This is a genomic window from Lysinibacillus xylanilyticus, assembly GCF_001183605.1.
GTDB classification, from domain to species: Bacteria; Bacillota; Bacilli; order Bacillales_A; family Planococcaceae; genus Lysinibacillus; species Lysinibacillus xylanilyticus.
On sequence record NZ_LFXJ01000002.1, the window covers coordinates 17,489 to 40,107 of the forward strand.

At 37.2% G+C, this 22,619-nt stretch carries 23 protein-coding genes and 1 pseudogene; 20 read left to right on the plus strand and 4 right to left on the minus strand.

Translation table 11 applies throughout. The features are described from left to right. The first annotated feature begins 22 nt into the window (after positions 1-22). From mnmG to noc, 3 genes are all read left to right on the plus strand, one after another. Positions 23-1,918 (plus strand): tRNA uridine-5-carboxymethylaminomethyl(34) synthesis enzyme MnmG, encoded by a 1,896-nt coding sequence (gene mnmG / locus ACZ11_RS00260; protein WP_049662587.1) that lies wholly within the window; start codon positions 23-25, stop codon positions 1,916-1,918. 257 nt (positions 1,919-2,175) lie between these two features. Next, on the plus strand, positions 2,176-2,892 hold the full coding sequence (gene rsmG, locus ACZ11_RS00265) for a 16S rRNA (guanine(527)-N(7))-methyltransferase RsmG (RefSeq protein ID WP_049662589.1): 717 nt from the start codon (positions 2,176-2,178) through the stop codon (positions 2,890-2,892). Between the two features lie 180 nt (positions 2,893-3,072). Beyond that, positions 3,073-3,972 carry a nucleoid occlusion protein gene (gene noc, locus ACZ11_RS00270; RefSeq protein ID WP_049662591.1) on the plus strand — a complete coding sequence of 300 codons (900 nt, stop codon included), beginning with the start codon at positions 3,073-3,075 and terminating at the stop codon, positions 3,970-3,972. On the opposite strand, the gene ACZ11_RS00275 is transcribed toward noc, so the two are convergent. After that, positions 3,953-4,225 (minus strand): hypothetical protein, encoded by a 273-nt coding sequence (locus tag ACZ11_RS00275; RefSeq protein ID WP_049662593.1) that lies wholly within the window; start codon positions 4,223-4,225, stop codon positions 3,953-3,955. The genes noc and ACZ11_RS00275 overlap by 20 nt on opposite strands. A 248-nt stretch (positions 4,226-4,473) precedes the next feature. Here ACZ11_RS00275 and ACZ11_RS00280 point away from each other — a divergent pair, with 248 nt between their 5' ends. From ACZ11_RS00280 to ACZ11_RS00290, 3 genes are all read left to right on the plus strand, one after another. Continuing rightward, entirely contained in the window at positions 4,474-5,235 is a 762-nt protein-coding gene (locus ACZ11_RS00280) for a ParA family protein (RefSeq protein ID WP_049662596.1), read from the plus strand. Then, complete coding sequence (locus tag ACZ11_RS00285; RefSeq protein ID WP_049662599.1) at positions 5,228-6,076, plus strand: ParB/RepB/Spo0J family partition protein; 849 nt, start codon at positions 5,228-5,230, stop codon at positions 6,074-6,076. Before ACZ11_RS00280 ends, ACZ11_RS00285 begins: the two co-directional genes overlap by 8 nt. A 78-nt stretch (positions 6,077-6,154) precedes the next feature. Further along, positions 6,155-6,871 (plus strand): DUF554 domain-containing protein, encoded by a 717-nt coding sequence (locus ACZ11_RS00290; RefSeq protein WP_049662601.1) that lies wholly within the window; start codon positions 6,155-6,157, stop codon positions 6,869-6,871. On the opposite strand, the gene yyaC is transcribed toward ACZ11_RS00290, so the two are convergent. Beyond that, the gene (gene yyaC, locus ACZ11_RS24780; protein ID WP_082172623.1) at positions 6,788-7,420 is read right to left on the minus strand and encodes a spore protease YyaC; all 633 of its coding nucleotides are present in this window, start codon (positions 7,418-7,420) and stop codon (positions 6,788-6,790) included. The genes ACZ11_RS00290 and yyaC overlap by 84 nt on opposite strands. Before the next feature lie 93 nt (positions 7,421-7,513). Between yyaC and ACZ11_RS00295 the strand changes: the two genes are divergently transcribed. From ACZ11_RS00295 to ACZ11_RS00310, 4 genes are all read left to right on the plus strand, one after another. Next, positions 7,514-8,398, plus strand: a complete 885-nt coding sequence (locus ACZ11_RS00295) for a mechanosensitive ion channel family protein (protein WP_082172624.1) — start codon at positions 7,514-7,516, stop codon at positions 8,396-8,398. Between the two features lies 1 nt (position 8,399). Continuing rightward, on the plus strand, positions 8,400-8,600 hold the full coding sequence (locus ACZ11_RS00300) for a DUF951 domain-containing protein (RefSeq protein ID WP_049663460.1): 201 nt from the start codon (positions 8,400-8,402) through the stop codon (positions 8,598-8,600). A gap of 246 nt (positions 8,601-8,846) precedes the next feature. Beyond that, a complete protein-coding gene (gene ychF / locus ACZ11_RS00305; RefSeq protein ID WP_049662606.1) occupies positions 8,847-9,947 on the plus strand; it encodes a redox-regulated ATPase YchF in 1,101 nt (366 codons plus the stop codon). Between the two features lie 82 nt (positions 9,948-10,029). Then, positions 10,030-11,070, plus strand: coding sequence for an acyl-CoA dehydrogenase family protein (locus ACZ11_RS00310; protein WP_049662608.1), 1,041 nt, complete (start codon positions 10,030-10,032; stop codon positions 11,068-11,070). Positions 11,071-11,138: 68 nt separating this feature from the next. Here ACZ11_RS00310 and ACZ11_RS00315 read toward each other — a convergent pair whose 3' ends face one another. Beyond that, positions 11,139-11,702, minus strand: coding sequence for a DUF3267 domain-containing protein (locus tag ACZ11_RS00315; RefSeq protein WP_049662610.1), 564 nt, complete (start codon positions 11,700-11,702; stop codon positions 11,139-11,141). Positions 11,703-11,875: 173 nt separating this feature from the next. Here ACZ11_RS00315 and rpsF point away from each other — a divergent pair, with 173 nt between their 5' ends. From rpsF to ACZ11_RS00355, 8 genes are all read left to right on the plus strand, one after another. Continuing rightward, entirely contained in the window at positions 11,876-12,163 is a 288-nt protein-coding gene (rpsF, locus tag ACZ11_RS00320; RefSeq protein WP_049662612.1) for a 30S ribosomal protein S6, read from the plus strand. 44 nt (positions 12,164-12,207) lie between these two features. Then, positions 12,208-12,777 carry a single-stranded DNA-binding protein gene (gene ssb / locus ACZ11_RS00325; RefSeq protein ID WP_049662614.1) on the plus strand — a complete coding sequence of 190 codons (570 nt, stop codon included), beginning with the start codon at positions 12,208-12,210 and terminating at the stop codon, positions 12,775-12,777. A 38-nt stretch (positions 12,778-12,815) separates the two neighbouring features. Further along, entirely contained in the window at positions 12,816-13,052 is a 237-nt protein-coding gene (rpsR, locus tag ACZ11_RS00330; protein ID WP_049662616.1) for a 30S ribosomal protein S18, read from the plus strand. A 606-nt stretch (positions 13,053-13,658) separates the two neighbouring features. After that, positions 13,659-14,600, plus strand: coding sequence for a YybS family protein (locus ACZ11_RS00335; RefSeq protein ID WP_049662617.1), 942 nt, complete (start codon positions 13,659-13,661; stop codon positions 14,598-14,600). Positions 14,601-14,612: 12 nt separating this feature from the next. After that, entirely contained in the window at positions 14,613-16,586 is a 1,974-nt protein-coding gene (locus ACZ11_RS00340; RefSeq protein WP_049662620.1) for a DHH family phosphoesterase, read from the plus strand. Then, positions 16,583-17,029, plus strand: a complete 447-nt coding sequence (rplI, locus tag ACZ11_RS00345) for a 50S ribosomal protein L9 (RefSeq protein WP_049662622.1) — start codon at positions 16,583-16,585, stop codon at positions 17,027-17,029. The genes ACZ11_RS00340 and rplI overlap by 4 nt, the downstream gene beginning before the upstream one ends. A 13-nt stretch (positions 17,030-17,042) precedes the next feature. Further along, positions 17,043-18,404 (plus strand): replicative DNA helicase, encoded by a 1,362-nt coding sequence (gene dnaB, locus ACZ11_RS00350; protein ID WP_049662624.1) that lies wholly within the window; start codon positions 17,043-17,045, stop codon positions 18,402-18,404. A 245-nt stretch (positions 18,405-18,649) separates the two neighbouring features. Beyond that, positions 18,650-19,942 carry an adenylosuccinate synthase gene (locus tag ACZ11_RS00355; RefSeq protein ID WP_049662626.1) on the plus strand — a complete coding sequence of 431 codons (1,293 nt, stop codon included), beginning with the start codon at positions 18,650-18,652 and terminating at the stop codon, positions 19,940-19,942. 49 nt (positions 19,943-19,991) lie between these two features. On the opposite strand, the gene ACZ11_RS00360 is transcribed toward ACZ11_RS00355, so the two are convergent. Further along, the gene (locus tag ACZ11_RS00360) at positions 19,992-20,909 is read right to left on the minus strand and encodes a YitT family protein (RefSeq protein ID WP_049662628.1); all 918 of its coding nucleotides are present in this window, start codon (positions 20,907-20,909) and stop codon (positions 19,992-19,994) included. A gap of 342 nt (positions 20,910-21,251) precedes the next feature. Between ACZ11_RS00360 and ACZ11_RS27380 the strand changes: the two are divergent. After that, a pseudogene (locus ACZ11_RS27380) lies at positions 21,252-21,408 on the plus strand (M23 family metallopeptidase); the annotation flags it as partial. Positions 21,409-21,900: 492 nt separating this feature from the next. Beyond that, positions 21,901-22,614 carry a response regulator YycF gene (gene yycF, locus ACZ11_RS00365; protein WP_049662630.1) on the plus strand — a complete coding sequence of 238 codons (714 nt, stop codon included), beginning with the start codon at positions 21,901-21,903 and terminating at the stop codon, positions 22,612-22,614. Positions 22,615-22,619 lie beyond the last annotated feature (5 nt).

The window sequence follows — 22,619 nt, forward strand, 5'->3', positions numbered from 1 at the left end:
TAAAGAAAGGAAGATACGAGCTATGCCAACAAATTATGAGGCAGGCACGTTTGATGTTATCGTAATTGGCGCAGGTCATGCAGGTTCTGAAGCTGCACATGCTGCTGCCAAAATGGGTGCTAACACACTGATGTTAACAATCAATTTAGATATGATTGCATTTATGCCATGCAATCCTTCCATTGGTGGTCCGGCCAAAGGAATCGTAGTACGAGAAATTGACGCATTAGGTGGCGTCATGGGGAAAGTTATTGATAAAACGCATATTCAAATGCGTATGTTAAATACAGGGAAAGGTCCTGCTGTGCGTGCATTACGTGCACAAGCGGACAAAGTTTTATACCAACAAGAAATGAAACGCATCTTGGAGGAAACTGAAAACTTGACAATTCAGCAAGGAATGGTTGAAGAGCTAATAATTGAAGACGGGGAAGTAAAAGGTGTTATTACACAAATTGGTGCTATATACCGCGCTAAAACAGTTGTTATCACAACAGGTACATTCCTTCGTGGTGAAATCATTATTGGTGACGTAAAGTATTCAAGTGGGCCTAACAACCAACAACCGTCAATTCGTTTAGCTGATAACTTAAAAGAGCTTGGTTTTGACCTTGTGCGTTTTAAAACAGGTACTCCACCACGAGTGAATAACCGTACAATTGATTATGATAAAACAGAGATTCAACCAGGAGATGATGTTCCACGTGCATTCAGCTTTGAAACAACTGAATTCATCATGGATCAGCTACCTTGCTGGTTAACTTATACAAGCCTAGAAACGCATGAAATTATTGAGGCAAACCTACATCTTTCACCGATGTACTCAGGGATGATTAAAGGTACGGGCCCACGTTATTGCCCTTCTATTGAAGACAAGGTTGTGCGATTTAACGATAAACCGCGCCACCAAATTTTCTTAGAGCCAGAAGGTCGCAATACACGTGAAGTATATGTACAAGGTTTATCAACTAGCTTACCAGAGCATGTACAAACACGTTTACTAAAATCAATTCCTGGCTTAGAAAAAGCAGAAATGATGCGTGCTGGCTATGCTATCGAGTACGATGCAATCGTGCCAACACAATTGTGGCCAACTTTAGAAACAAAACGTATTAAAGGTTTATATACTGCTGGTCAAATCAACGGAACATCTGGTTACGAGGAAGCGGCTGCTCAAGGCTTAATGGCTGGGATAAATGCTGCTGCTAATGTGCTCGGTAAACAAGAATTAATCTTAAGCCGTTCAGATGCTTATATTGGCGTATTAATTGATGATCTAGTAACAAAGGGAACAAATGAACCATATCGCTTACTAACATCTCGTGCAGAATATCGTTTACTACTTCGTCATGATAACGCTGATTTACGTTTGATAGAGCTAGGTTATAATGTGGGAATGATTGCTAAAGGAAGATATGCAACATTCAATGAGAAAAAAGAGCTGATTGAAAACGAAATTGCACGTCTCCGTGAAGTTATTATTAAACCAAATGAAGCAACACAAGCTGCTATTCGCTCTGTAGGTGGTAGTGAGCTAAAAGATGGTATCCGTGGAGCGGATTTATTAAAACGTACAGAAATGCATTATGAATTAGTTTCTTCGTTAATCCCAGCAGACATAGAGTTTTCGGATGAAGTAAAGGAACAAATTGAAATTCAGCTTAAATATGAAGGTTATATTGAAAAAGCATTGCAGCAAGTTGAAAAGCTTCATAAAATGGAGAATAAAAAAATCCCTGAAAATATTGATTATGACGCTATTTCAGGTCTAGCAACAGAAGCTCGACAAAAATTAAAACAAGTTACACCACTTTCCATTGCCCAAGCATCGCGAATCTCTGGGGTAAACCCGGCAGATATTTCAATATTACTTGTTTATATTGAGCAAGGTAAAATCGCACGCGTCAGCGGGGAATAATTAAGAACAGTAAAGTGAATAAGAGGCGGGCATTCTTTGTGCCCGCTTCCTATTTTTAATTTCTTTCAGCATTCATCTCCCATCTCCATAGGTGGTGAAATGAATGTGGTTTCATTTGCAGGCCTAAGCACAAAGCCGATTCCGGACGCAATTATGCCGAGGCATAATTGATGGTTTTGCTATTTTTATGTGAACGAGTACATGCTTACAGATCCATAATAGAGGTAGTAAAGCCAGTTAGAAAAAGGAGACTTTACATGAACGAACAACAATTTATCGAGGCTCTGAAGAAAAAGGGCATTGAACTTTCTGAAAAGCAGATTGCTCAATTCAAAAAATACTTTGAGTTACTTGTTGAGTGGAATGAAAAGATGAACTTAACTGCTATTACGGATTTAGAAGGGGTTTATTTAAAGCACTTTTATGATTCGATTAGTGCATCTTTCTATTTTGATTTTTCAAAGGTGACGACAGTTTGTGATGTTGGAGCAGGCGCTGGTTTCCCAAGTATTCCAATTAAAATCTGCTTCCCACATTTACATGTAACAATTGTCGATTCATTAAATAAAAGAATTACATTTTTAAATCATTTAAGTGATGAGTTACAATTAGATAATATGAATTTTGTACATGCCCGTGCAGAGGAATTTGCTCAAAATGCAAAATATCGTGAACAGTTTGATGTTGTAACAGCTCGTGCGGTAGCCCGATTATCTGTCTTATCGGAGTTATGTGTGCCTCTAGCAAAACAAGGTGGCTATTTTGTTGCTTTAAAAGCAGCAGCTGGCGCGGAAGAATTAAAAGATGCAAAAAAAGCATTGGCTACATTTGGGGCTGCACTAAAAGAAGAATTTTCTTTCCAGCTACCTGTTGAAGAAAGTGACCGCATTTTATATATCTTTGATAAAATAAAAGGAACACCGAAAAAATATCCGCGTAAACCAGGTGTACCAAATAAATCACCGATTCAATAATTAGTGTTTCATGTGAAACTTCTCAAAGTAGAAAATATTTTTTCTATTTTGAGCATACATACTAGTTATGGATGGTTCACGCAAATGACATCTACGAACTATATACATTTTAAGAAATATAATAAATAATAATAGAAATGAAACAGAGCAAGATAGTTACTTAAAGGTGGTGCCACTTGGATGAAAAGTCCTTTTTCACGTTTTTTTGGAGGCGGGAATAAAACTGAGCCTATTGTGAAAAATGAAGTAGAACAAGCAGAGACGGTTCATGCAGCAGAAGAAGTTATAAAGCTGCCTATAGATCAAATTGTGCCTAACCGTTTTCAGCCACGTACTATTTTTGATGATGAAAAAATTGAAGAATTATCAAGAACCATTCATACGCATGGTGTAATTCAGCCAATTGTTGTACGTAAAACAGCAGAAAATCAATATGAAATCATTGCTGGTGAACGTCGTTATCGAGCAATGAAAAAGCTACAATGGACAGAAGTTCCGGCAATTATAAGAAATTTAACTGATAAGGAAACAGCCTCTATCGCGTTAATTGAGAACCTACAGCGTGAGGAGTTAACAGCAATTGAAGAAGCTGTTGCCTATCAAAAACTATTAGAGCTGCATGAGCTTACACAAGAAGCTCTAGCCCAACGACTTGGAAAAGGACAATCCACGGTAGCCAATAAATTACGTTTATTAAAGCTGCCTGAAGAAGTGCAGCGAGCTATTATGAAGCGTGAAATCTCTGAACGACATGCACGTGCATTAATTGCAATTAAAGATCAGCCATTACAGCTAGAAGTTTTACAACAAACGATTGAAAATGATTGGAATGTTCGTCAGTTAGAAGAACAGATTTATTCTTTATTACATCCGGAGGCAGAAGCTCAAGAAGAAGCGGAGCCAAAGAAAGTAAAACCGAAACGTAAGGCCATTAGTAAAGACGTACGCATTGCTTTAAATACGATTAAACAATCGTTATCTATGGTAACAAAGAGCGGTATAACAGTTAAGACTGAAGAAGAAGACACAGAGGAATATTATCAAATTACAGTGAAAATACCTAAAAAGAAAAAGTCTTAAATAGTGATTGAATTGACTTTATGACATCATCAAAGTTGAGGATGATATTTTTATAACGGTCACCATGTGTATTAATTGATTGGAGCGAAGGCTGGGTGACTCCTTGGGGATTAGCAATAGAGAAACGAAGGTTAAAAGCATCACGTCCTGTGATAGCGCCTTCGTGACCAACATCGTGTTGCCGCTTCGTTTCGCGCAGATAAAACCCTTTTGCTGCCGCTACGTTAGCACTGCGCTTTCGCACAAGAAACATCTGTTGGCCCGAGACCCTGCAGCGAAGCGGGTTTCGTCATGATGAAGAGCCACTTTTATATGTCTGAAAGAAGGAGGTATCTCAGTAATAAATCTGAGATGTCTCCTTTTTTGCATATATTCTTAATATTTTATACAACTATTTTCTGTTTTTTTGATAGAATGAAAGTAAGATAGAGGTATTGAATAGTGATTTTACAAATGATTTGTCAAAGTGAACCTTTGATAGATGAAAGCAGGTGCTTTTAAATGGGTAGAATTATAGCAATCGCCAATCAAAAGGGTGGCGTAGGAAAAACAACGACATCGGTCAATTTGAGCGCTTGTCTAGCATACTTAGGGAAGAAAGTGCTCTTAATCGATACTGATCCACAAGGAAATACAACAAGTGGACTTGGTGTTAATAAAGGAGAACTTCAAGGATGCATTTATGATGTATTAATTGATGATGAAAACGTTGAAAATGTCATTCAACAAACTAATGTAGAAAATTTAGCAATCGTTCCAGCAACCATTTCACTAGCAGGAGCAGAAATTGAATTAGTTTCGACAATTTCCAGAGAAGTACGATTAAAGCATGCGCTTCAAGATGTAAAAGAAGACTATGATTATATTATTATTGATTGTCCGCCTTCGTTAGGACTACTAACAATTAATGCTTTAACTGCTTCGGATGCGCTTATTATTCCTGTACAATGCGAATATTACGCATTAGAGGGGTTAAGTCAGTTATTATCAACTGTACGTTTAGTGCAAAAACATTTAAATCAGCAATTATACATTGACGGTGTATTATTGACGATGCTTGATGCACGAACAAACCTAGGATTACAAGTGATTGATGAAGTAAAAAAATATTTCCAAGATAAAGTGTACAAAACAATTATTCCTCGTAATGTGCGATTAAGTGAGGCTCCAAGTCATGGGCAGCCAATTATCATTTATGACGCAAAATCAAGAGGTGCAGAAGTGTATTTAGAGATGGCGAGGGAAGTGATTAAAAATGGCTAAAGGTTTAGGGAGAGGCATAGGTGCATTATTTCCTGGAGAGTCTATAGAACAAAGTGGACAAGTGGAAGAAATACAATTAGAGCTTATCGTCGCAAATCCATTTCAGCCTCGTAAAATTTTCGATGAAGAAGCTTTACAAGAATTAGCTGACTCTATACAGGAGCATGGTATTTTACAGCCAATTGCTGTACGAAAAAAAGGACGTAAATATGAAATCGTTGCTGGAGAACGCCGTTATAGAGCAACTCAATTAGCAGGTTTAGAGGTTATTCCGGCTATTATAAAAGAGCTATCAGATGCGCAAATGATGGAACTTGCTATTTTAGAAAATCTACAGCGTGAAGATTTGACCGTTATTGAAGAGGCTGAGGCATATCAAAGCTTAATGGAAAGCTTACATTTAACACAAGAGGAGCTATCCAAAAGATTAGGAAAAAGTAGACCGCATATAGCCAATCATGTTCGTTTACTTACATTACCAGAGGATGTTCGTGGGTTTATGAATGATGGAACACTATCGATGGGACAAGGGCGAGCGTTACTAGGATTAAAAAATAAAAGAAGAATATCAGAAGTGGCAAACAAGGTCATTAAACAAGGTTTAAATGTACGGCAAGTTGAAATGTTAGTACACAATTTGAATGAAGAAGTTTCACGTGAAACAACTCAATCAAAGAAAAAGGATATATTTGTGGCAGCTAAAGAGTCGCAGTTACGTGATTACTTTGGAACAAATGTACAAATTAGAAAAGCTAATAATAAAGGGAAAATTGAAATTGAATTTTACTCTGAAGATGATTTAGAACGCATTTTAGAAATATTAAATTTACAGGAAGAATAAGAGAAATATCGATATCGTAATCAGAGCGCCGAAATACAAGGCGCTCTCTATTTTTCTAGAGAGAAGGAAGGTTGGGACGTGGTATTACTAGGAGCATTAATTAACGCATTGCTTATTATGGCAGGTTCATTAGTAGGACGTATTTTTAAAAATATTCCCGAATCGATGAAATCTACTGTATTATCGATTATTGGTTTAGCAGTTGCACTTTTAGGGATTAAAATGGGCTTTGAAAGTGATAATTTTATTATTTTAATGATAAGTTTAGTGGTAGGTACAGTAATTGGCGAGTGGTTAGATTTAGATAAGCAAATGAATAGACTTGGAAAATGGGTAGAATCTTTATTTAGTAAAAATCGTACTGATAATAATCAAATTGGGATAGCAGAAGGTTTTGTAACTGCCTCTTTAATATTTGTAGTCGGCTCTATGGGCGTCATTGGTGCGCTCGATAGTGGTCTGCGTAATGATCATAATATACTTATTACGAAAGGATTAATCGATGGATTTATATCGATAATATTAACATCTACATTAGGTATAGGAGTGCTATTATCTGCAGTACCTGTATTCGTCTATCAAGGTTTAATTGCACTTTTTGCAGGTGTAATCAGCTCTTTTATACCAGATGCTGCACTACAAATGTTTATTCAAGAAATGACTGCTGTAGGTGGTGTTATGATTTTGGCCATTGGTTTAAATATAGCTGGCTTAACTAAGATCAAGGCTGCTAACTTGTTGCCAGGTCTCATCATTGTTGGTATTGTGGTTGCTATCTTCTATATTTTTCAGTGAGTAACGATGTGCAGCGAGCAATAAAGCTCTTGAAAGTTTTTCCGCCATTGCATAAGAAATATGAAGTCTTGTATTTTGTAAAACAAGCATTTCCATAAAGCCTCCAACATTGACTATTCCTTTAACGGAAATATCGCCGATGGGAGGCAATTGTTTTTTTACAGCTTTTCCTGGAAAAATAGGTCCATTCTGTACAGAAATATGTCCAACGTTTTGTTCACTTCCAAGACATGCATCAATCGCAATAATGAATGGTTTTATAGTATGATTGTGTAGCTGTTGCATAGTAGTGTCTAAATTAAGAGCATGCAAAGGATTGTCTAGAGAGCCTACAATTTCATACGGAAAACTAACAGACTTTTTTAGGAAGCTACCTGTTAATGGCCCAAGTGTATCACCTGTACAACGGTCACTTCCAATACAACAGAAAATAAGGCGTTCATGATGAAAGGGTATATGTTCTAAAAATAATGTACTTAACTGCCAAACAATATTTTTACTTTCATGATGAAGAGAATAAGGGAGTAGCAATTTTGGTATAGTATTCATAAAAAAACTCACTTTCCTTTTTATTTGTAAAAAGTGCTCGATTTTTATGCAGTATACGCAAATTTTTAGCAAGTTATTCAAGAGGTGGTAATAATGGATTGGTTTAGTGAAAGGGTTTTAAAAAACGGTTGGGAAAAGCTGATGTCAGAGGAGCTCTGGATGAATATAACAATAGCTTCGGTTAAGATTACTATTATCTTGATTGCATCGTGGCTAGCTGTACGATTAGGAAAAAAGTTTATTAAAAAAGTGTTTTTAATGCGTATGCGTTCACCTTTAGACCATTCGGAACGTCGACAAACAACAATTTCAAGATTATTACAAAGTGTCATTTCCTATGTTGTTTATTTTTCAGCAATCATTGCTATTCTCTCTATCTTAGAGATTAAGATAGCAGGGTTATTGGCTGGAGCAGGGATTGTCGGCTTAGCCATTGGTTTTGGTGCGCAAAGTTTAGTGAAGGATGTCATTACTGGATTCTTTATTATTTTTGAAGATCAATTTGGTGTTGGTGATTATATAAAAATAAATTCAGCTGAAGGAACTGTTGTAGAAATCGGTTTACGTACAACAAAGATTAATGGTTCTACAGGGGAGCAGTTTATTATTCCGAATGGTTCGATTGGTGATGTTGTTAATTACTCTGTCAACAACTCTAAAATTTATATAGATTTACAAATGACGACTGATGCCAATTTTGAAAGAGCTGAGGCTATTATTAAAAAGTATTTAGATACTTTACCTGAAATTCATAAGGAACTTGTAGCAGTACCTGTATTTTTAGGTGTACAAAATGTTAAGGGTACAGAGGTAACGATTCGTATAGCCGCAGAAACATTACCACAACAACAATACGGGGTGGCTCGTACTATTCGTCGCGATGTTACAAAACTCTTTGAAGAAAATAATATACCAATGGCTCATCCGAAAATGATGTTCTATGGTATGAATGGAAATGAAGAGGGGAGAAATGAGTAATATGGAAGCGAAGAACTTTGGTTTAAACGATATTGTTGAAATGAAAAAGCAGCATCCATGCGGCACAAATAAGTGGAAAATTATTCGGATGGGGGCAGATGTGCGCATTAAATGCGAAGGCTGTCAGCATAGTGTCATGATTCCGCGCCGCGAATTTGAGAAAAAAATGAAAAAGGTTTTAATTTCCGCTAGTGAAGACTAGTTTTTATCTTCAATCAGTAGGTGTTCTGACTCCAACTGATTGAAGATAAAGCCTTCAGACACAATTACGCCAAGGCGAAAATGATATGTGTATTCCATGTGTATTAGACTTTTTATGAGTGAATCAATATAATAGATTAGGTTATACAGTGATTAATCAGTGAGGACTTTCTACATCCTCACAATATCCGTTAGTACGGGAGATAAGAGCAAATTTTAACAGATAATAGAAAGGTTGTGTCCATACATGGCATTAACAGCTGGAATCGTTGGTTTACCTAACGTTGGAAAATCAACATTATTTAACGCAATTACAAAAGCGGGCGCATTGGCTGCAAACTATCCATTCGCAACAATCGATCCGAACGTCGGTATTGTTGAAGTACCAGATGCACGTTTAGATAAATTAACAGAATTAGTAACACCTAAAAAAACAGTACCAACAGCATTTGAGTTCACAGATATTGCTGGGATCGTAAAAGGCGCTTCAAAGGGTGAAGGGTTAGGGAACAAATTCCTTGCTCACATTCGTGAAGTAGATGCAATTTGCCAAGTTGTACGTTGTTTTGTTGATGAAAATATTACGCACGTATCAGGTGGAGTAGATCCAATTGACGATATTGAGGTCATTAATTTAGAGCTTGCACTTGCTGATTTAGAATCTGTTGATAAGCGATTACAACGTGTTGGCAAAATGGCAAAGCAAAAAGACAAAGAAGCAATGATTGAAGAACCAATTCTTGTGAAAGTTAAAGAACAATTAGAAAACGGTCGACCAGCACGTGCTGCAGAGCTTTCAGAAGACGAGCTAAAGGTTATTAAAGGACTTCATCTTTTAACAATTAAACCTATGCTTTATGTGGCGAACGTTTCAGAAGATGAAGTTGCTGACGCAGATAATAACGAATATGTGCAAAAGGTACGTGAGTATGCAGCTACTGAAGGAGCTCAAGTTATCACAATTTGTGCAAAAATTGAGGAAGAAATTTCTGAGCTTGATGATGAAGAAAAAGCAATGTTCTTAGAAGAACTAGGCATTAAAGAATCTGGTTTAGACCAATTAATCCGTACTTCATATGATTTACTAGGGCTAGCAACTTATTTCACTGCTGGGGTACAAGAAGTACGTGCATGGACGTTCCGTAAAGGCATGAAGGCACCACAATGTGCTGGAGTCATTCATACAGACTTTGAACGTGGATTTATTCGTGCAGAAACAGTTGCTTTCGATGATTTAGTTGAAGCTGGATCTCAACCTGCTGCTAAAGAAGCTGGTAAAGTACGTCTTGAAGGTAAAGAATATGTAGTGCAAGATGGCGATATTATGTTATTCCGTTTCAATGTGTAAAATACAAACAGGGGCAATCTTTAAATGGATTGCCTTTTTTGTTTATATACTTATCTGAAATTTCAATCAGGCGGGGTTAGGTATGAATATATTACAAATAAAAGAACGTGGTTTAGAAATTGAACGTCTAGGTAGATTACCAGAAGATGTGTTAGAGCTTATTTACGAGCATCAATTGTTTAAGCTATTCACAGCAAAGGAATTAGGCGGTAAAGATTTAGATCTACTAGAGGGCATAAAAGTATTTCAGAAGATGTCTGTACTTGATGGCAATTTTGGATGGCTTGTCACAATAGGGGCAGGGGGTAACTCGTTTATTCCGACATTGAACAAAGAGGTTTGTGAAAAAATATTTTCACCAAGAAATGCAGTCATAGCAGGCAGTGGCTATCCTACAGGTACAGCAGTAAAAATAGATGGGGGCTATAATGTAACAGGCCAATGGAAATATTGTAGTGGAGCAGATTATGCTACAACTTTTACGATGAATTGCTTCGTCGAGAATGACGGTATTAGAACAGATGAAATCATTAGTTGCTCAATAAATAGTGATCAAGTAGAGGTCTTTAATGATTGGCGAGCAATGGGCTTAAAAGCGACAGCTAGCCATACGATTTGTGTGCAAGATGTTTGGGTACCTGAAGAGGAAACATTTCAATTGGGTATAATTAAAAACAAGTATGGAAGTGCGGTACATAGTTTTCCGTTTGGAGCATTTGCAGAAGCTTCTTTTTTAAGTGTTTGCCTTGGGATAACAGAAAACTTCTTAGAAGAGACAGCTATTTTAGTGAAACAAAAAAACAATGACCCAAGCCGTACTGAACGAATTGGCGCAATACAATTTTTATTGATGCAACAACAGAAGAACTTTAGACAGCTTGAAGAGCAATTTTATTCATTGTTGAAAGAATACTGGCAAAAACATAAAGAAGGTCAAGAGTTGACTGATGAAGAACTACAACAATTTTCTCGGATGAGTAAAGATATTGCAGCAGCTTGTGTAGATATTGCCAACAGCTTAATACGTAGACTTGGTATGGATGCAATTACGGAAACATCTTCGATTAATCGTATTTGGAGAAATTTATATACAGCTGCACATCATAGTTTTTTAACGCCATAAATTTGTGTCAAAAATAGAATCTGCTTGGAGCCAAGCAGATTCTATTTGTAACGTGACTTCTATCAAAGTTATTTCTTTTCCTCGGGCATATATACATAAAGTTTGGGTAATTGAGGATCATCCTGTATTAATGCATTTTTTGGATATTTGCGCAGCTCTTTATACATGGAAAAATCACCTAATGCACCAGCTATTAAAAAAGCCCCCACTAACACTAAAACAGTACTGTTAAAATAGAAACCAGCAACTGTCGGGAGGACGCCAGTTGTCCAGAATGGAAGTAATAAAGCTTTTTTCATTGCACGATTTTGTAATGGTTGTTCGGTTGTTGCGTACGCTACGCCAAGCTCTAAATTTAGGCCATATTTTAATGATTTAAAAGGCACGCCACCGAAGACCATAAAACCAATTAAATGAAAGGCTTCGTGTAAGATAATGAAAATAATATACAGAATGACGAAAAGGATGGATCCAATAATCATATTCCAAAATGTTACGGAAAAAGGATCTTTAGTGTAAATATATTGAATCGCCATAAATATTAGTACAAGACCACTAGTGACAACGATATTTTCCAACATTAGTTTCTTTATATTGAGTTCAATGACAATAGGTTCTTTATCTGGTAGCATGAAGATCCTCCATCCATTCATGAATTAAGTTCATTATATAGAAAGAATTGTTTGTTTGCGACTTGAAAGACATGCGTCTATGTGTTACAATTCATTGATGTGAGTAATAATTATTACTTGCTCCTTGCTCCCTGTGTACAGGAGAGCCTAAGTCCATAAGGAGGTGTAAACAGATGAGAAAATACGAATTAATGTACATCGTACGTCCAAACATTGAAGACGAAGCGAAGAAAGCTTTAGTTGAACGTTTCAACGAAATCTTAACTTCTAACGGTGCAGAAGTCATCGAATCAAAAGAGTGGGGCAAACGCCGCTTAGCTTATGAAATTCAAGACTTCCGCGAAGGTTTCTACCAAATCGTGAAAGTAAACGCTACTACAGAAGCAATTAACGAATACACACGTCTTGCTAACATTAGCGAAGATATCATTCGTCACATTGCGGTTCGCCAAGAAGCGTAATCATTTATTTTTAACAAAATGCTGAAAAGGAGGTTGCATTTCTGATGATAAACCGTGTCGTATTAGTTGGAAGACTAACAAAAGATCCTGAGCTACGCTATACGCCTAATGGTGTTGCGTCTACAAGATTTACAGTTGCTGTGAATCGAACATTCTCAAACCAACAAGGTGATCGCGAAGCTGATTTCATTAACTGTGTTGCTTGGCGCAAACAGGCTGAAAACCTTGCGAACTTCATGCGAAAAGGAAGTTTAATTGGAGTGGAAGGCCGCATTCAAACAGGCAGTTATGAAGGACAAGATGGTAAGCGAGTATACACAACAGATGTAGTGGCAGATAGCGTACAGTTTTTAGAACCTCGTAATGGTGGCGGTGCTCCTGCATCTCCTCAATACGGTGGACAGACTTACGGTAATAACCAACCGTCATATGGCGGTGGTCAACCACAACAACAGTTTGGTGGTGCTATGCCAGGACAGGGTTCATTTGGCGGCGATGCTTATCAGCAAAATCAACCACCAGTGAATCAGCCGAATTATACACGTGTAGATGAGGATCCATTTGCTAATAGCAAAGGACCGATAGAAGTATCTGAGGATGATTTACCGTTCTAATACTTCTAAAATAAAAAATGATAAGGAGGAGACACACTATGGCACCACGTCGCGGAGGCCGCAAACGCCGTAAAGTTTGCTACTTCACTGCTAATAACATTACGAATATCGACTATAAAGATGTGGATTTATTAAAAAAATTCATCTCTGAGCGCGGTAAAATCTTACCACGTCGCGTAACTGGCACTAGCGCTAAGTACCAACGTAAATTAACTTCAGCTATCAAAGTTTCTCGTATCATGGGATTACTTCCATTCGTAGCAGAAGACAAATAAGATATAAATAAAGGCACAACAAGGTTTAATTAACTTTTGTTGTGCTTTTTTTATTCGGCTCATCGGCGCTCCCAGGCGAGCGCCTAGTCGGAACGGAAATCAATCATACGTTATTGTGATGACCTTATTTTACCTCAGTAATTACTCTATATATTACCATTTGCTATTAGTATAAGAATTTATTACACTTTAAGAGACATAAATAAAGAAAATATGAAATGTTAGAGATTGAGAAACAAAATGCTATCGTATTTCTAAAACGTATGAATGAGAAGAACAATCGACTAAGTAACATTTTAAAAAACAAAACGGCTTATAATCATTTCGATTAAAAGCCTTTTTTCATGTATTAGTAACTGTCGTACGCTACTCATTTCTAATGTTGAAAATTTAAATATATATAAAGAAGAACTTAAATAAAGAATGAATTTGTTATGCTTTTTCGGTAAAAAATCTCCTATATAGCCTTGTATTTTACGCTTTAGTCATTGGTTCTACAAAATTAATGACAAAGCGTCCAGTTGTTCTTAGCGTTTTTTGTTCAATAACCTGAAAAAATGGTACAATAAAAGTCAGTAAGTTTGACTGAAAAAAGGAAGGTTTTCAATGCCGAATAATCAAACAAAGGCGCTTGTACAAGGCTCAATGATGGTCGCAATCTTTACGATTCTAATGCTTATTTCTGCATATGTACCATTCATTTTTATAGTAAGTCTAATATTTGCTCCACTACCGATTGCTTGGTATAGCGCAAATTACAAGCGTTCATCATCAATATTTGTAGCTGTAGTAGGCTGTATCTTAACCACTTTAACGAGTGGCATAACTATGGTACCATTTGCCTTTATTTTGGCATTACTTGGTGTCGTTATAGGAAGTGCAATTAATCTAAAGAAGAGCAAACTTTACCTATTCATGTCATCGGGGGTTACTGTTCTTCTGTCAATGGCAATTGTCTATGTTGCCTATGTTCAATTTGCTGGTATCAATATCATTAGCATGAGCATGGAGATGTTACGCGAAAGTTATGAGCAATCAAATGAACTTGCAAAAACTATGACAGGTCAAGAAGCGTTTCAGCCAGAGATAATTGAGGCTATGTTAAAAACAATTGAGCTGACAATACCTGCAACAGTAACAATCTCTGCTTTTATGACAGCATTTATAATCATAACGTTAAATTTACCTATATTAAAACGTCTTGGTTTAGATGTACCGAAATTTGCGCCGTTCCAAAATATGCGTCTACCACGATCTATTTTATGGTATTACATGATTGTTTTATGCATTAATTTATTTATGCGTCCAGAAGCTGGATCTACATTAGATATTATTGTTTTAAATGTTTCTTATGTTTTATGGATGTTATTAATCCTGCAGGGGATTTCCTTTATACATTACTTTATTTCTAAAAAGGAAATGCCGAATGGTGTAAAATGGGTAGCTACTTTGTTAGCCTTACCACTATCATCCTTTATGATATTGCTAGGCATTGTAGATTTAGGTTTCGACGTACGTTCACTTGTGAAGGGGAAAACTAAAGAATAAGGGGCTGATGTAATGGGGACTTTTAGAAAACGACCAATCCGCTATCCGCTTTTTGTTCTTTCCATTTTTGGCATTGTGACGTTCGTGCTTCTATGTATTTGGAATATTGGGATAGGTATCGGCTATGGAGTAGGTTTTGTTCTATTAATGGCCTATACGTGGAAGGTAGAAAAGATTACCTTTGAAGAAACAGAAAAGCATATTGAATCCATCTCTTTCCGCATGAAAAAAGTTGGGGAAGAGGCATTGCTTGAAATGCCAATTGGGATATTACTTGTCAATGATCAATATGAAATAGAATGGTCGAATCCATATATGCAAGGCGTTTTAAATATGGATAATTTAGTAGGTGAAGGAATCGTTAATATATCTGACGACATTTACGTGCTAATGAAGAGCGAGGAGACAAACGAAGATACGATTACACTCCGTGATCGTAAATATCGAGTTTATTATAAAAAAGAAGAGAACTTATTATATTTCTTTGATATCACTGAGCAGATAGCTATTGAAAAACAATACTTTGCAGATCGTACAGTTATTGCAATTTTATTTGTTGATAACTATGACGAAATTACGCAAGCAATGGATGATCAGCCTCGTAGTTTAACGAATACGATGGTGACATCAATTGTTAATGATTGGGCGGCTGAGCAAGGGATATTTGTGAAGCGAATATCATCCGATCGTTTTTTAGCTGTATTAAACGAATCTATTTTAATGGAACTTGAAAAGAAAAAATTCGCCATTTTAGATACAATCCGAGAAAAAACAGCGCAAAAAAACATGTCATTGACATTAAGTATTGGGGTTGGCGCAGGATCATCTTCATTAGTAGAGCTTGGTGAACTAGCACAATCAAGTTTAGATCTTGTTTTAGGCCGTGGTGGTGATCAGGTTGCTATCAAGCAACCTTCAGGGAAGTTAAAATTCTATGGCGGGAAAACTAATCCTGTTGAGAAACGTACACGCGTTAGAGCACGTGTTATTTCCCATGCACTACGTGATTTAATTCAAGATAGTGACCAAGTATTTGTTATGGGACATAAAAACCCTGATATGGACTCTATTGGTGCCTCTGTTGGTGTACGTAAAATGGCACAGATGAATGATGTGAAGGGCTATGTTATCATAAATTTTGAAGAATTAAACGGAAGTGTAACCCGTTTAATGAATGAAATAGAAAGTAAATCGGATTTCTATGAAAATTTCCTAACACCAGAGGAAGCTGCGGCAAGAATGACCGAAAAATCATTGCTCGTAATAGTCGATACGCATAAACCGGATTTAGTCATCGAATCACAATTATTGAAGTTGGCTGAAAAAGTTGTGGTGATTGATCACCATCGTCGAAGTGAGGATTTTATAGAAAATCCAACGCTTGTTTATATGGAGCCATATGCATCGTCCACAGCTGAGCTTGTAACAGAGTTACTCGAGTATCAACCAAAACGTGCGAAGATTAATATGCTAGAAGCTACGGCATTGCTGGCGGGAATTATTGTCGATACGAAGAGTTTTACATTACGTACAGGAGCCCGTACGTTTGAAGCGGCTTCTTATTTACGGACAAATGGTGCCGATACAGTACTTGTACAGCGATTGTTAAAAGAAGATGTAGATACGTATATTGAGCGTTCTAAAATAGTGCAAACTGTTAAGTTCGTGAAGCCGGGTATTGCTATTGCTGTAGGCGAGGAAGCAAAAGTGTATGATTCCGTACTAATAGCGCAAACAGCAGACATTTTACTAACAATGAAGGATGTAGGTGCTTCATTTGTCATTGCGCATCGTTCAGATGGCAAAATCGGTATAAGTGCAAGATCGCTTGGCGAGGTAAACGTGCAGCTTATTATGGAAAAGCTAGGCGGCGGCGGGCATTTAACAAATGCAGCTTGCCAAGTTGAAGCAAGTTCTATTGCTGGAGTAAAAAAACATTTAGAAGAGGCCATAAATGAGGTACTCGAAGGGAGTTCTGAATCATGAAAGTAGTATTTTTAAAAGATGTTAAAGGAAAAGGGAAAAAAGGAGAAGTAAAAAATGTAGCAGATGGCTATGCACAAAACTTCTTAATTAAAAATGGCTATGCTGCTGAAGCAAATGCACAAGCAATAAGTCAATTAGATGGTCAAAAGAAATTAGAAGCGAAAAACGCTGCTGCAGAATTAGCTGAAGCGGAAGCATTAAAAGAGAAATTAGAAGCTTTAACAGTAGAATTAAAAGCAAAATCAGGTGAAGGTGGTCGCCTATTTGGCTCAGTATCTACAAAGCAAATTGCTGATGCACTTCAAAAAGCGCATGGCATAAAAATTGATAAACGTAAAATGACTTTAAGTGATGGAATTCGTGCGCTAGGCTTTACAAATGTACCTGTAAAACTACATCATGAAGTATCTGCAACTTTAAAAGTTCATGTAACGGAAGAATAAGGGGCGACGATCCATGAACGAACCGATGATGGACCGTGTTCCACCGCATAACCGGGAAGCGGAGCAATCGGTTATCGGTGCAATTTTCCTCGATCCTCAATCGTTAATCACTGCATCTGAAATTTTACTTGCAGATGATTTTTATCAGAATGCACATAAGAAAATTTTCGAAACGATGCTACGTTTAAGTGATCAAGGAAAAGCGATAGATGTCGTAACAGTTACTGAAGAATTATCAGCTAAAAAAGAAATTGAGGATGTTGGCGGGCTATCTTACTTACTAGAGCTCGCCAATGCTGTCCCTACGGCTGCTAACGTCGCACACTATGCGAAAATTGTCGAAGAAAAGGCTCTTTTACGTCGTTTAATTCGTGTAGCTACTAAAATAGTAGAAGATGGCTATACTCGTGAAGATGAGGTAGAGGCATTACTAGGCGAAGCAGAGAAGAAAATGATGGAGGTAGCCAATCGTAAAAATGCGGGTGACTTTAAGCATGTCAAAGACGTATTGGTGGAAACCTTTGATAACATCGAAAAGATGCAATCACAAAAAGGTGATGTTACAGGTATCCCGACAGGCTTCCGTGATTTAGACCATATAACAGCTGGCTTCCAGCGCAACGATTTAATTATTGTAGCTGCGCGTCCTTCTGTAGGGAAAACAGCCTTTGCGTTGAATGTCGCACAAAGTGTTGCCGTTCAAGCACGAGAAAATGTTGCGATTTTCTCCCTAGAGATGGGTGCTGAGCAGCTAGTTATGCGTATGCTTTGTGCGGAGGGAAATATAGATGCACAAGTTTTACGTACAGGTGCTTTAACAACGGAAGATTGGGGTAAACTAACTATGGCAATGGGAAGTTTATCGAATTCCGGAATTTTTATTGATGATACACCAGGTGTACGTATCAATGAAATACGAGCAAAATGTCGACGTTTAGCACAGGAGCATGGCCTCGGTATGATTTTAATCGATTATTTACAGCTTATTCAAGGTAGTGGTAAGCCAGGGGAGAACCGTCAGCAAGAGGTATCTGAGATTTCACGTTCTTTAAAAGGTTTAGCGCGTGAATTAAAGGTTCCAGTCATTGCACTATCACAGCTATCTCGTGGCGTTGAACAACGTCAAGATAAGCGACCTATGATGAGTGACTTACGTGAATCGGGAAGTATTGAGCAAGATGCTGATATTGTTGCCTTCTTATATCGTGATGATTATTACGATAAAGAGTCAGAGAGTAAAAATATGATTGAAATTATTATTGCTAAACAGCGTAACGGTCCAACAGGTACAGTTACACTTGCATTTAAAAAAGAATTCAATAAATTCATTAATGTGGATTGGTCGCAAATGCCGCCACCACCTCCACGTGATTAAATATTTATCTTAACTTCCTTCTTTTTAGAGGAACTCAACGTTGGAGATTACGCCAAGATGGAATTAATCTGAATGTTAGATAATATTCATACCATTCTGTTATTAAACACGAACGTTGAATCATATTTTTTGATTTTATGTTCGTGTTTTTAAGTATTTTTGTTGACTAGGCGTTTCTTTCATTGTTACAATAATTAACGGCTTAAAATTTGAGATACAAATCGTATCTAACGGAGGTGCTGACTATGACATCAGTTGTAGTTGTAGGAACACAGTGGGGAGACGAAGGAAAAGGTAAAATTACAGATTTCCTTTCACAAAAAGCCGATGCAATCGCTCGTTTTGCAGGCGGTGATAATGCAGGACATACTATTAAATTTGATGGTGAAACTTACAAGTTACATTTAATTCCATCAGGTATTTTCTATAAAGAAAAAACTTCAGTAATCGGAAATGGTTTGGTTGTTAATCCAAAGTCATTAGTTACTGAACTTAGAGGCTTACAAGAGCGTGGCGTTGATACAGATAATTTACGAATTTCTAATCGTGCGCATGTTATTTTGCCATATCATATAAAGCAAGATATCGCTGATGAGGAAAGCCGTGGCGATAATAAAATTGGTACGACTTGTAAAGGAATTGGACCATGCTATCAGGATAAAGTAGCACGTATCGGTATCCGTATGGCTGATTTACTAGACAAAGATGTATTTGAAGAAAAACTACGTCAAAATTTAGCAATTAAGAATAAATTATTTGAGAAATTTTACGAAGTTGAAGGCGTAACATTCGAAGACATTTTCGAGGAATATTACGGCTATGGACAAGAAATCGCAAAATATGTAACTGACACGTCGAAAATCTTAAATGATGTATTAGATGAAGGCGGCAAAGTGTTATTTGAAGGAGCACAAGGTATTTTACTTGATGTCGATCAAGGTACGTATCCATTTGTAACATCATCAAATCCTGTTGCCGGCGGTGTAGCGATTGGTGCTGGTATTGGTCCTTCACGAGTTTCAAATGTTATTGGTGTATCTAAAGCTTATACTTCTCGTGTTGGCGATGGACCGTTCCCAACTGAATTATTTGATGAAGTAGGTCAACAAATCCGTGAAGTTGGTCGTGAATACGGTACAACAACTGGCCGTCCACGTCGTGTAGGTTGGTTTGATACTGTAGTTGTACGCCACTCACGCCGAGTAAGTGGTATTACGCATCTTGCGCTTAACTCAATTGATGTTTTATCTGGTTTAGAAACAGTTAAAATTTGTACAGCGTATAAATATAAAGATGAAACGATTACTGAATATCCAGCAAATCTTCATATTATTGAACAATGTGTACCAATTTATGAAGAGCTTCCAGGCTGGTCAGAAGATGTTACAGGCTGCAAAACATTAGAAGAGCTACCTGAGAATGCACGACGCTATGTAGAACGCGTGAGTGAATTAACAGGTATCGAAATTGCTACTTTCTCTGTTGGACCTGCACGTGAACAAACGAACGTTTTAGTGGACGTTTGGGAAGCAAAATAATTATAAATGACAAAAAGGGCGTACCATATGCGGTACGCCCTTTTTGTCATTAGTGAATATCTCTCTTCTTGAAGCGACCACCTCTAACCTCAGCAATGTTACCAATTGCTAGAAATGCGTGATCATCTATCTCAGAAACGATTGTTTTAAGCTTAGATTCCTCTAATCGGGTAATGACGGTAAAAATAACTTTTTTATCGTTACCTGTATAAGCCCCCTCACCATGAAGGAAGGTTACACCTCGACCTAGTCGGTCCATAATGGTCTGCCCAATTTCATCGATTTCATCACTTATGATATAAACAGATTTTGATTCCTCCATCCCTTGAATGACGATGTCAATCATTTTATAGGCAATATAGTATGCCAGAATAGAGTACATGGCTTGTTCCCATGTGAACACAAACCCCGCTACCGCAAAGATTAGTAAATTGCAGAACATAATAATTTCACCAACGGAGAACGGTGTTTTTCTATTAAATAAAATAGCTAAAATTTCTGTCCCATCTAATGAGCCACCATAACGAATGACGATGCCGACACCAATACCTAAAATCATGCCTCCAAAAACTGTGGCCAATAGCGTATCTTGAGTAAACGGTTTTAGATTATGTAAGAAGAGCGTTGTTAATGAGAGTACAGTAATTCCGAGCCCTGTGGAAAGTGCAAAGGTTTTACCGATTTGTTTATAGCCTAAAAAGATGAAAGGTAAGTTTAAAATGAAGATGAAAATACCAAGAGGTAAATTTAATAAATGGGAAGTGATAATGGAAACACCTACGATTCCACCATCCATAATGTTGTTTGGTACTAAAAATAGCTCCAGTCCTAGTGCCATAATGAATGCACCTAATGCCACCATAATGGTCCTAATTATAAGTTTACTAATGGGATTCTTACTTTGGGGCTTTCTTACTTTAGGGGTTATTCCAGAGGTTTGTAAAACATTCAAATTAAATCGCTCCATTCAACTAGTGTATCTAATTCATATTTTATCAGAATATTTAAAAATCAAAAAGTGGTAATTCTAAAATTATACTAAAAATAAATGGAATACTACCTGTTTAGTCAAACACTACTACTGGAGTAGAGGGTGAGCGGTTTAGGGTCTAGACAACCCAAGGGAAGTACCAGACTGGAACAAAAAGCCCTCTACTATAAAGCTAAAATTTTATTAAAAGCTACAAAAATAGGAATGATGTAACAATTAGTAGGTAATTAATACATTTACATTACAAAAAGATGAAAAACAGTTAAACAGTATTTTCTTTATGGTACAGTATAGTGGTGCAAAAAAAGTTGAAAGGTGCTATACGGGCACCTATCTTCAGTTAAAGCGCAAGTTAGGACAAGTAGTAGAAAAAGGTTCTGGTATAGGAATTATAGGATCTACTGGAAATTCAACAGGTACACATCTACACTTTGAAGTTAAGAAAAAGGGTTCGTTAGAAAATCCATCATCATACTGTAGGGCGTTAATCAGTTCGAATAGAAGGCAGTCCAAAACAGGGCTGTCTTTTTGTATTAAATCTATATTATTTCCCAAGAAATATTTGTCGAAAAATAACTTAATACAAAATCGTAAAATGTCTTAGGATTTAGAATAATGCATAGAAGCTAAAAGCATGGTAGAGTTAGAGTAGTGACTTTAACTTCTTTAAGCAGATGTCTTTTGACCGAAAGCGAAGCGTCAGCTACAAGTGTTTTATGTAGCGAAAGTGAAACGGCAGTTACAAAAGTCTCCCATCCTTATAGGTGGTGAGTTTAAGTTGTTTTTCAGTGGATGTCCGCTGAAATAAAGGAACTCAGTCTAAGAACGTCACTTCCTGTGGCAACAACTGAGTGACCAACATCACGTTGGCCCAAAGCCTCCGGCGAATCCAGACGCGATTATGCCGAGGCATAATTGATAAATACAATCGTTTAAAAATAGATAAATAGCGAAAGGGAGAAAAAATATGGACAAAACCATTTTAGTTGTTGACGATGAAAAACCAATCGCGGATATATTACAGTTTAATTTAATAAAAGAAGGCTACAAAGTTATTTGTGCTTATGATGGAGATGAAGCACTAGAAAAGGTTGAGGAAGAACAACCAGATTTAATGCTTTTAGATATTATGTTACCTAAGCGTGATGGGATGGAAGTTTGTAGAGAAGTACGAAAAAAATATGATTTCCCTATCATTATGCTAACTGCAAAAGGGTCTGAGATTGATAAAGTATTAGGACTAGAAATGGGCGCAGATGATTATGTGACAAAGCCATTTAGTACACGCGAGCTTATTGCGCGTGTAAAGGCAAATATGCGTCGCTTACAGGTAGTAGCCCCTACTGCCGAAGAGGTTGAAGAAGAATCCAATGAAATTGTAGTAGGCTCTCTTGTTATTCAGCCAGATGCTTACTTAGTATTGAAACGTGATGAGGCAATTGAACTAACACACAGAGAGTTTGAACTTTTACATTACTTAGGTAAGCATATCGGTCAAGTAATGACGCGTGAACATTTACTGCAAACTGTGTGGGGCTATGACTATTTCGGCGATGTACGAACAGTAGATGTAACAATTCGTCGTTTACGAGAGAAAATAGAGGACAATCCTAGTCATCCGGCTTGGATTGTAACACGCCGTGGCGTAGGTTATTATTTACGAAATCCTGAACAGGAGTAAAAGGG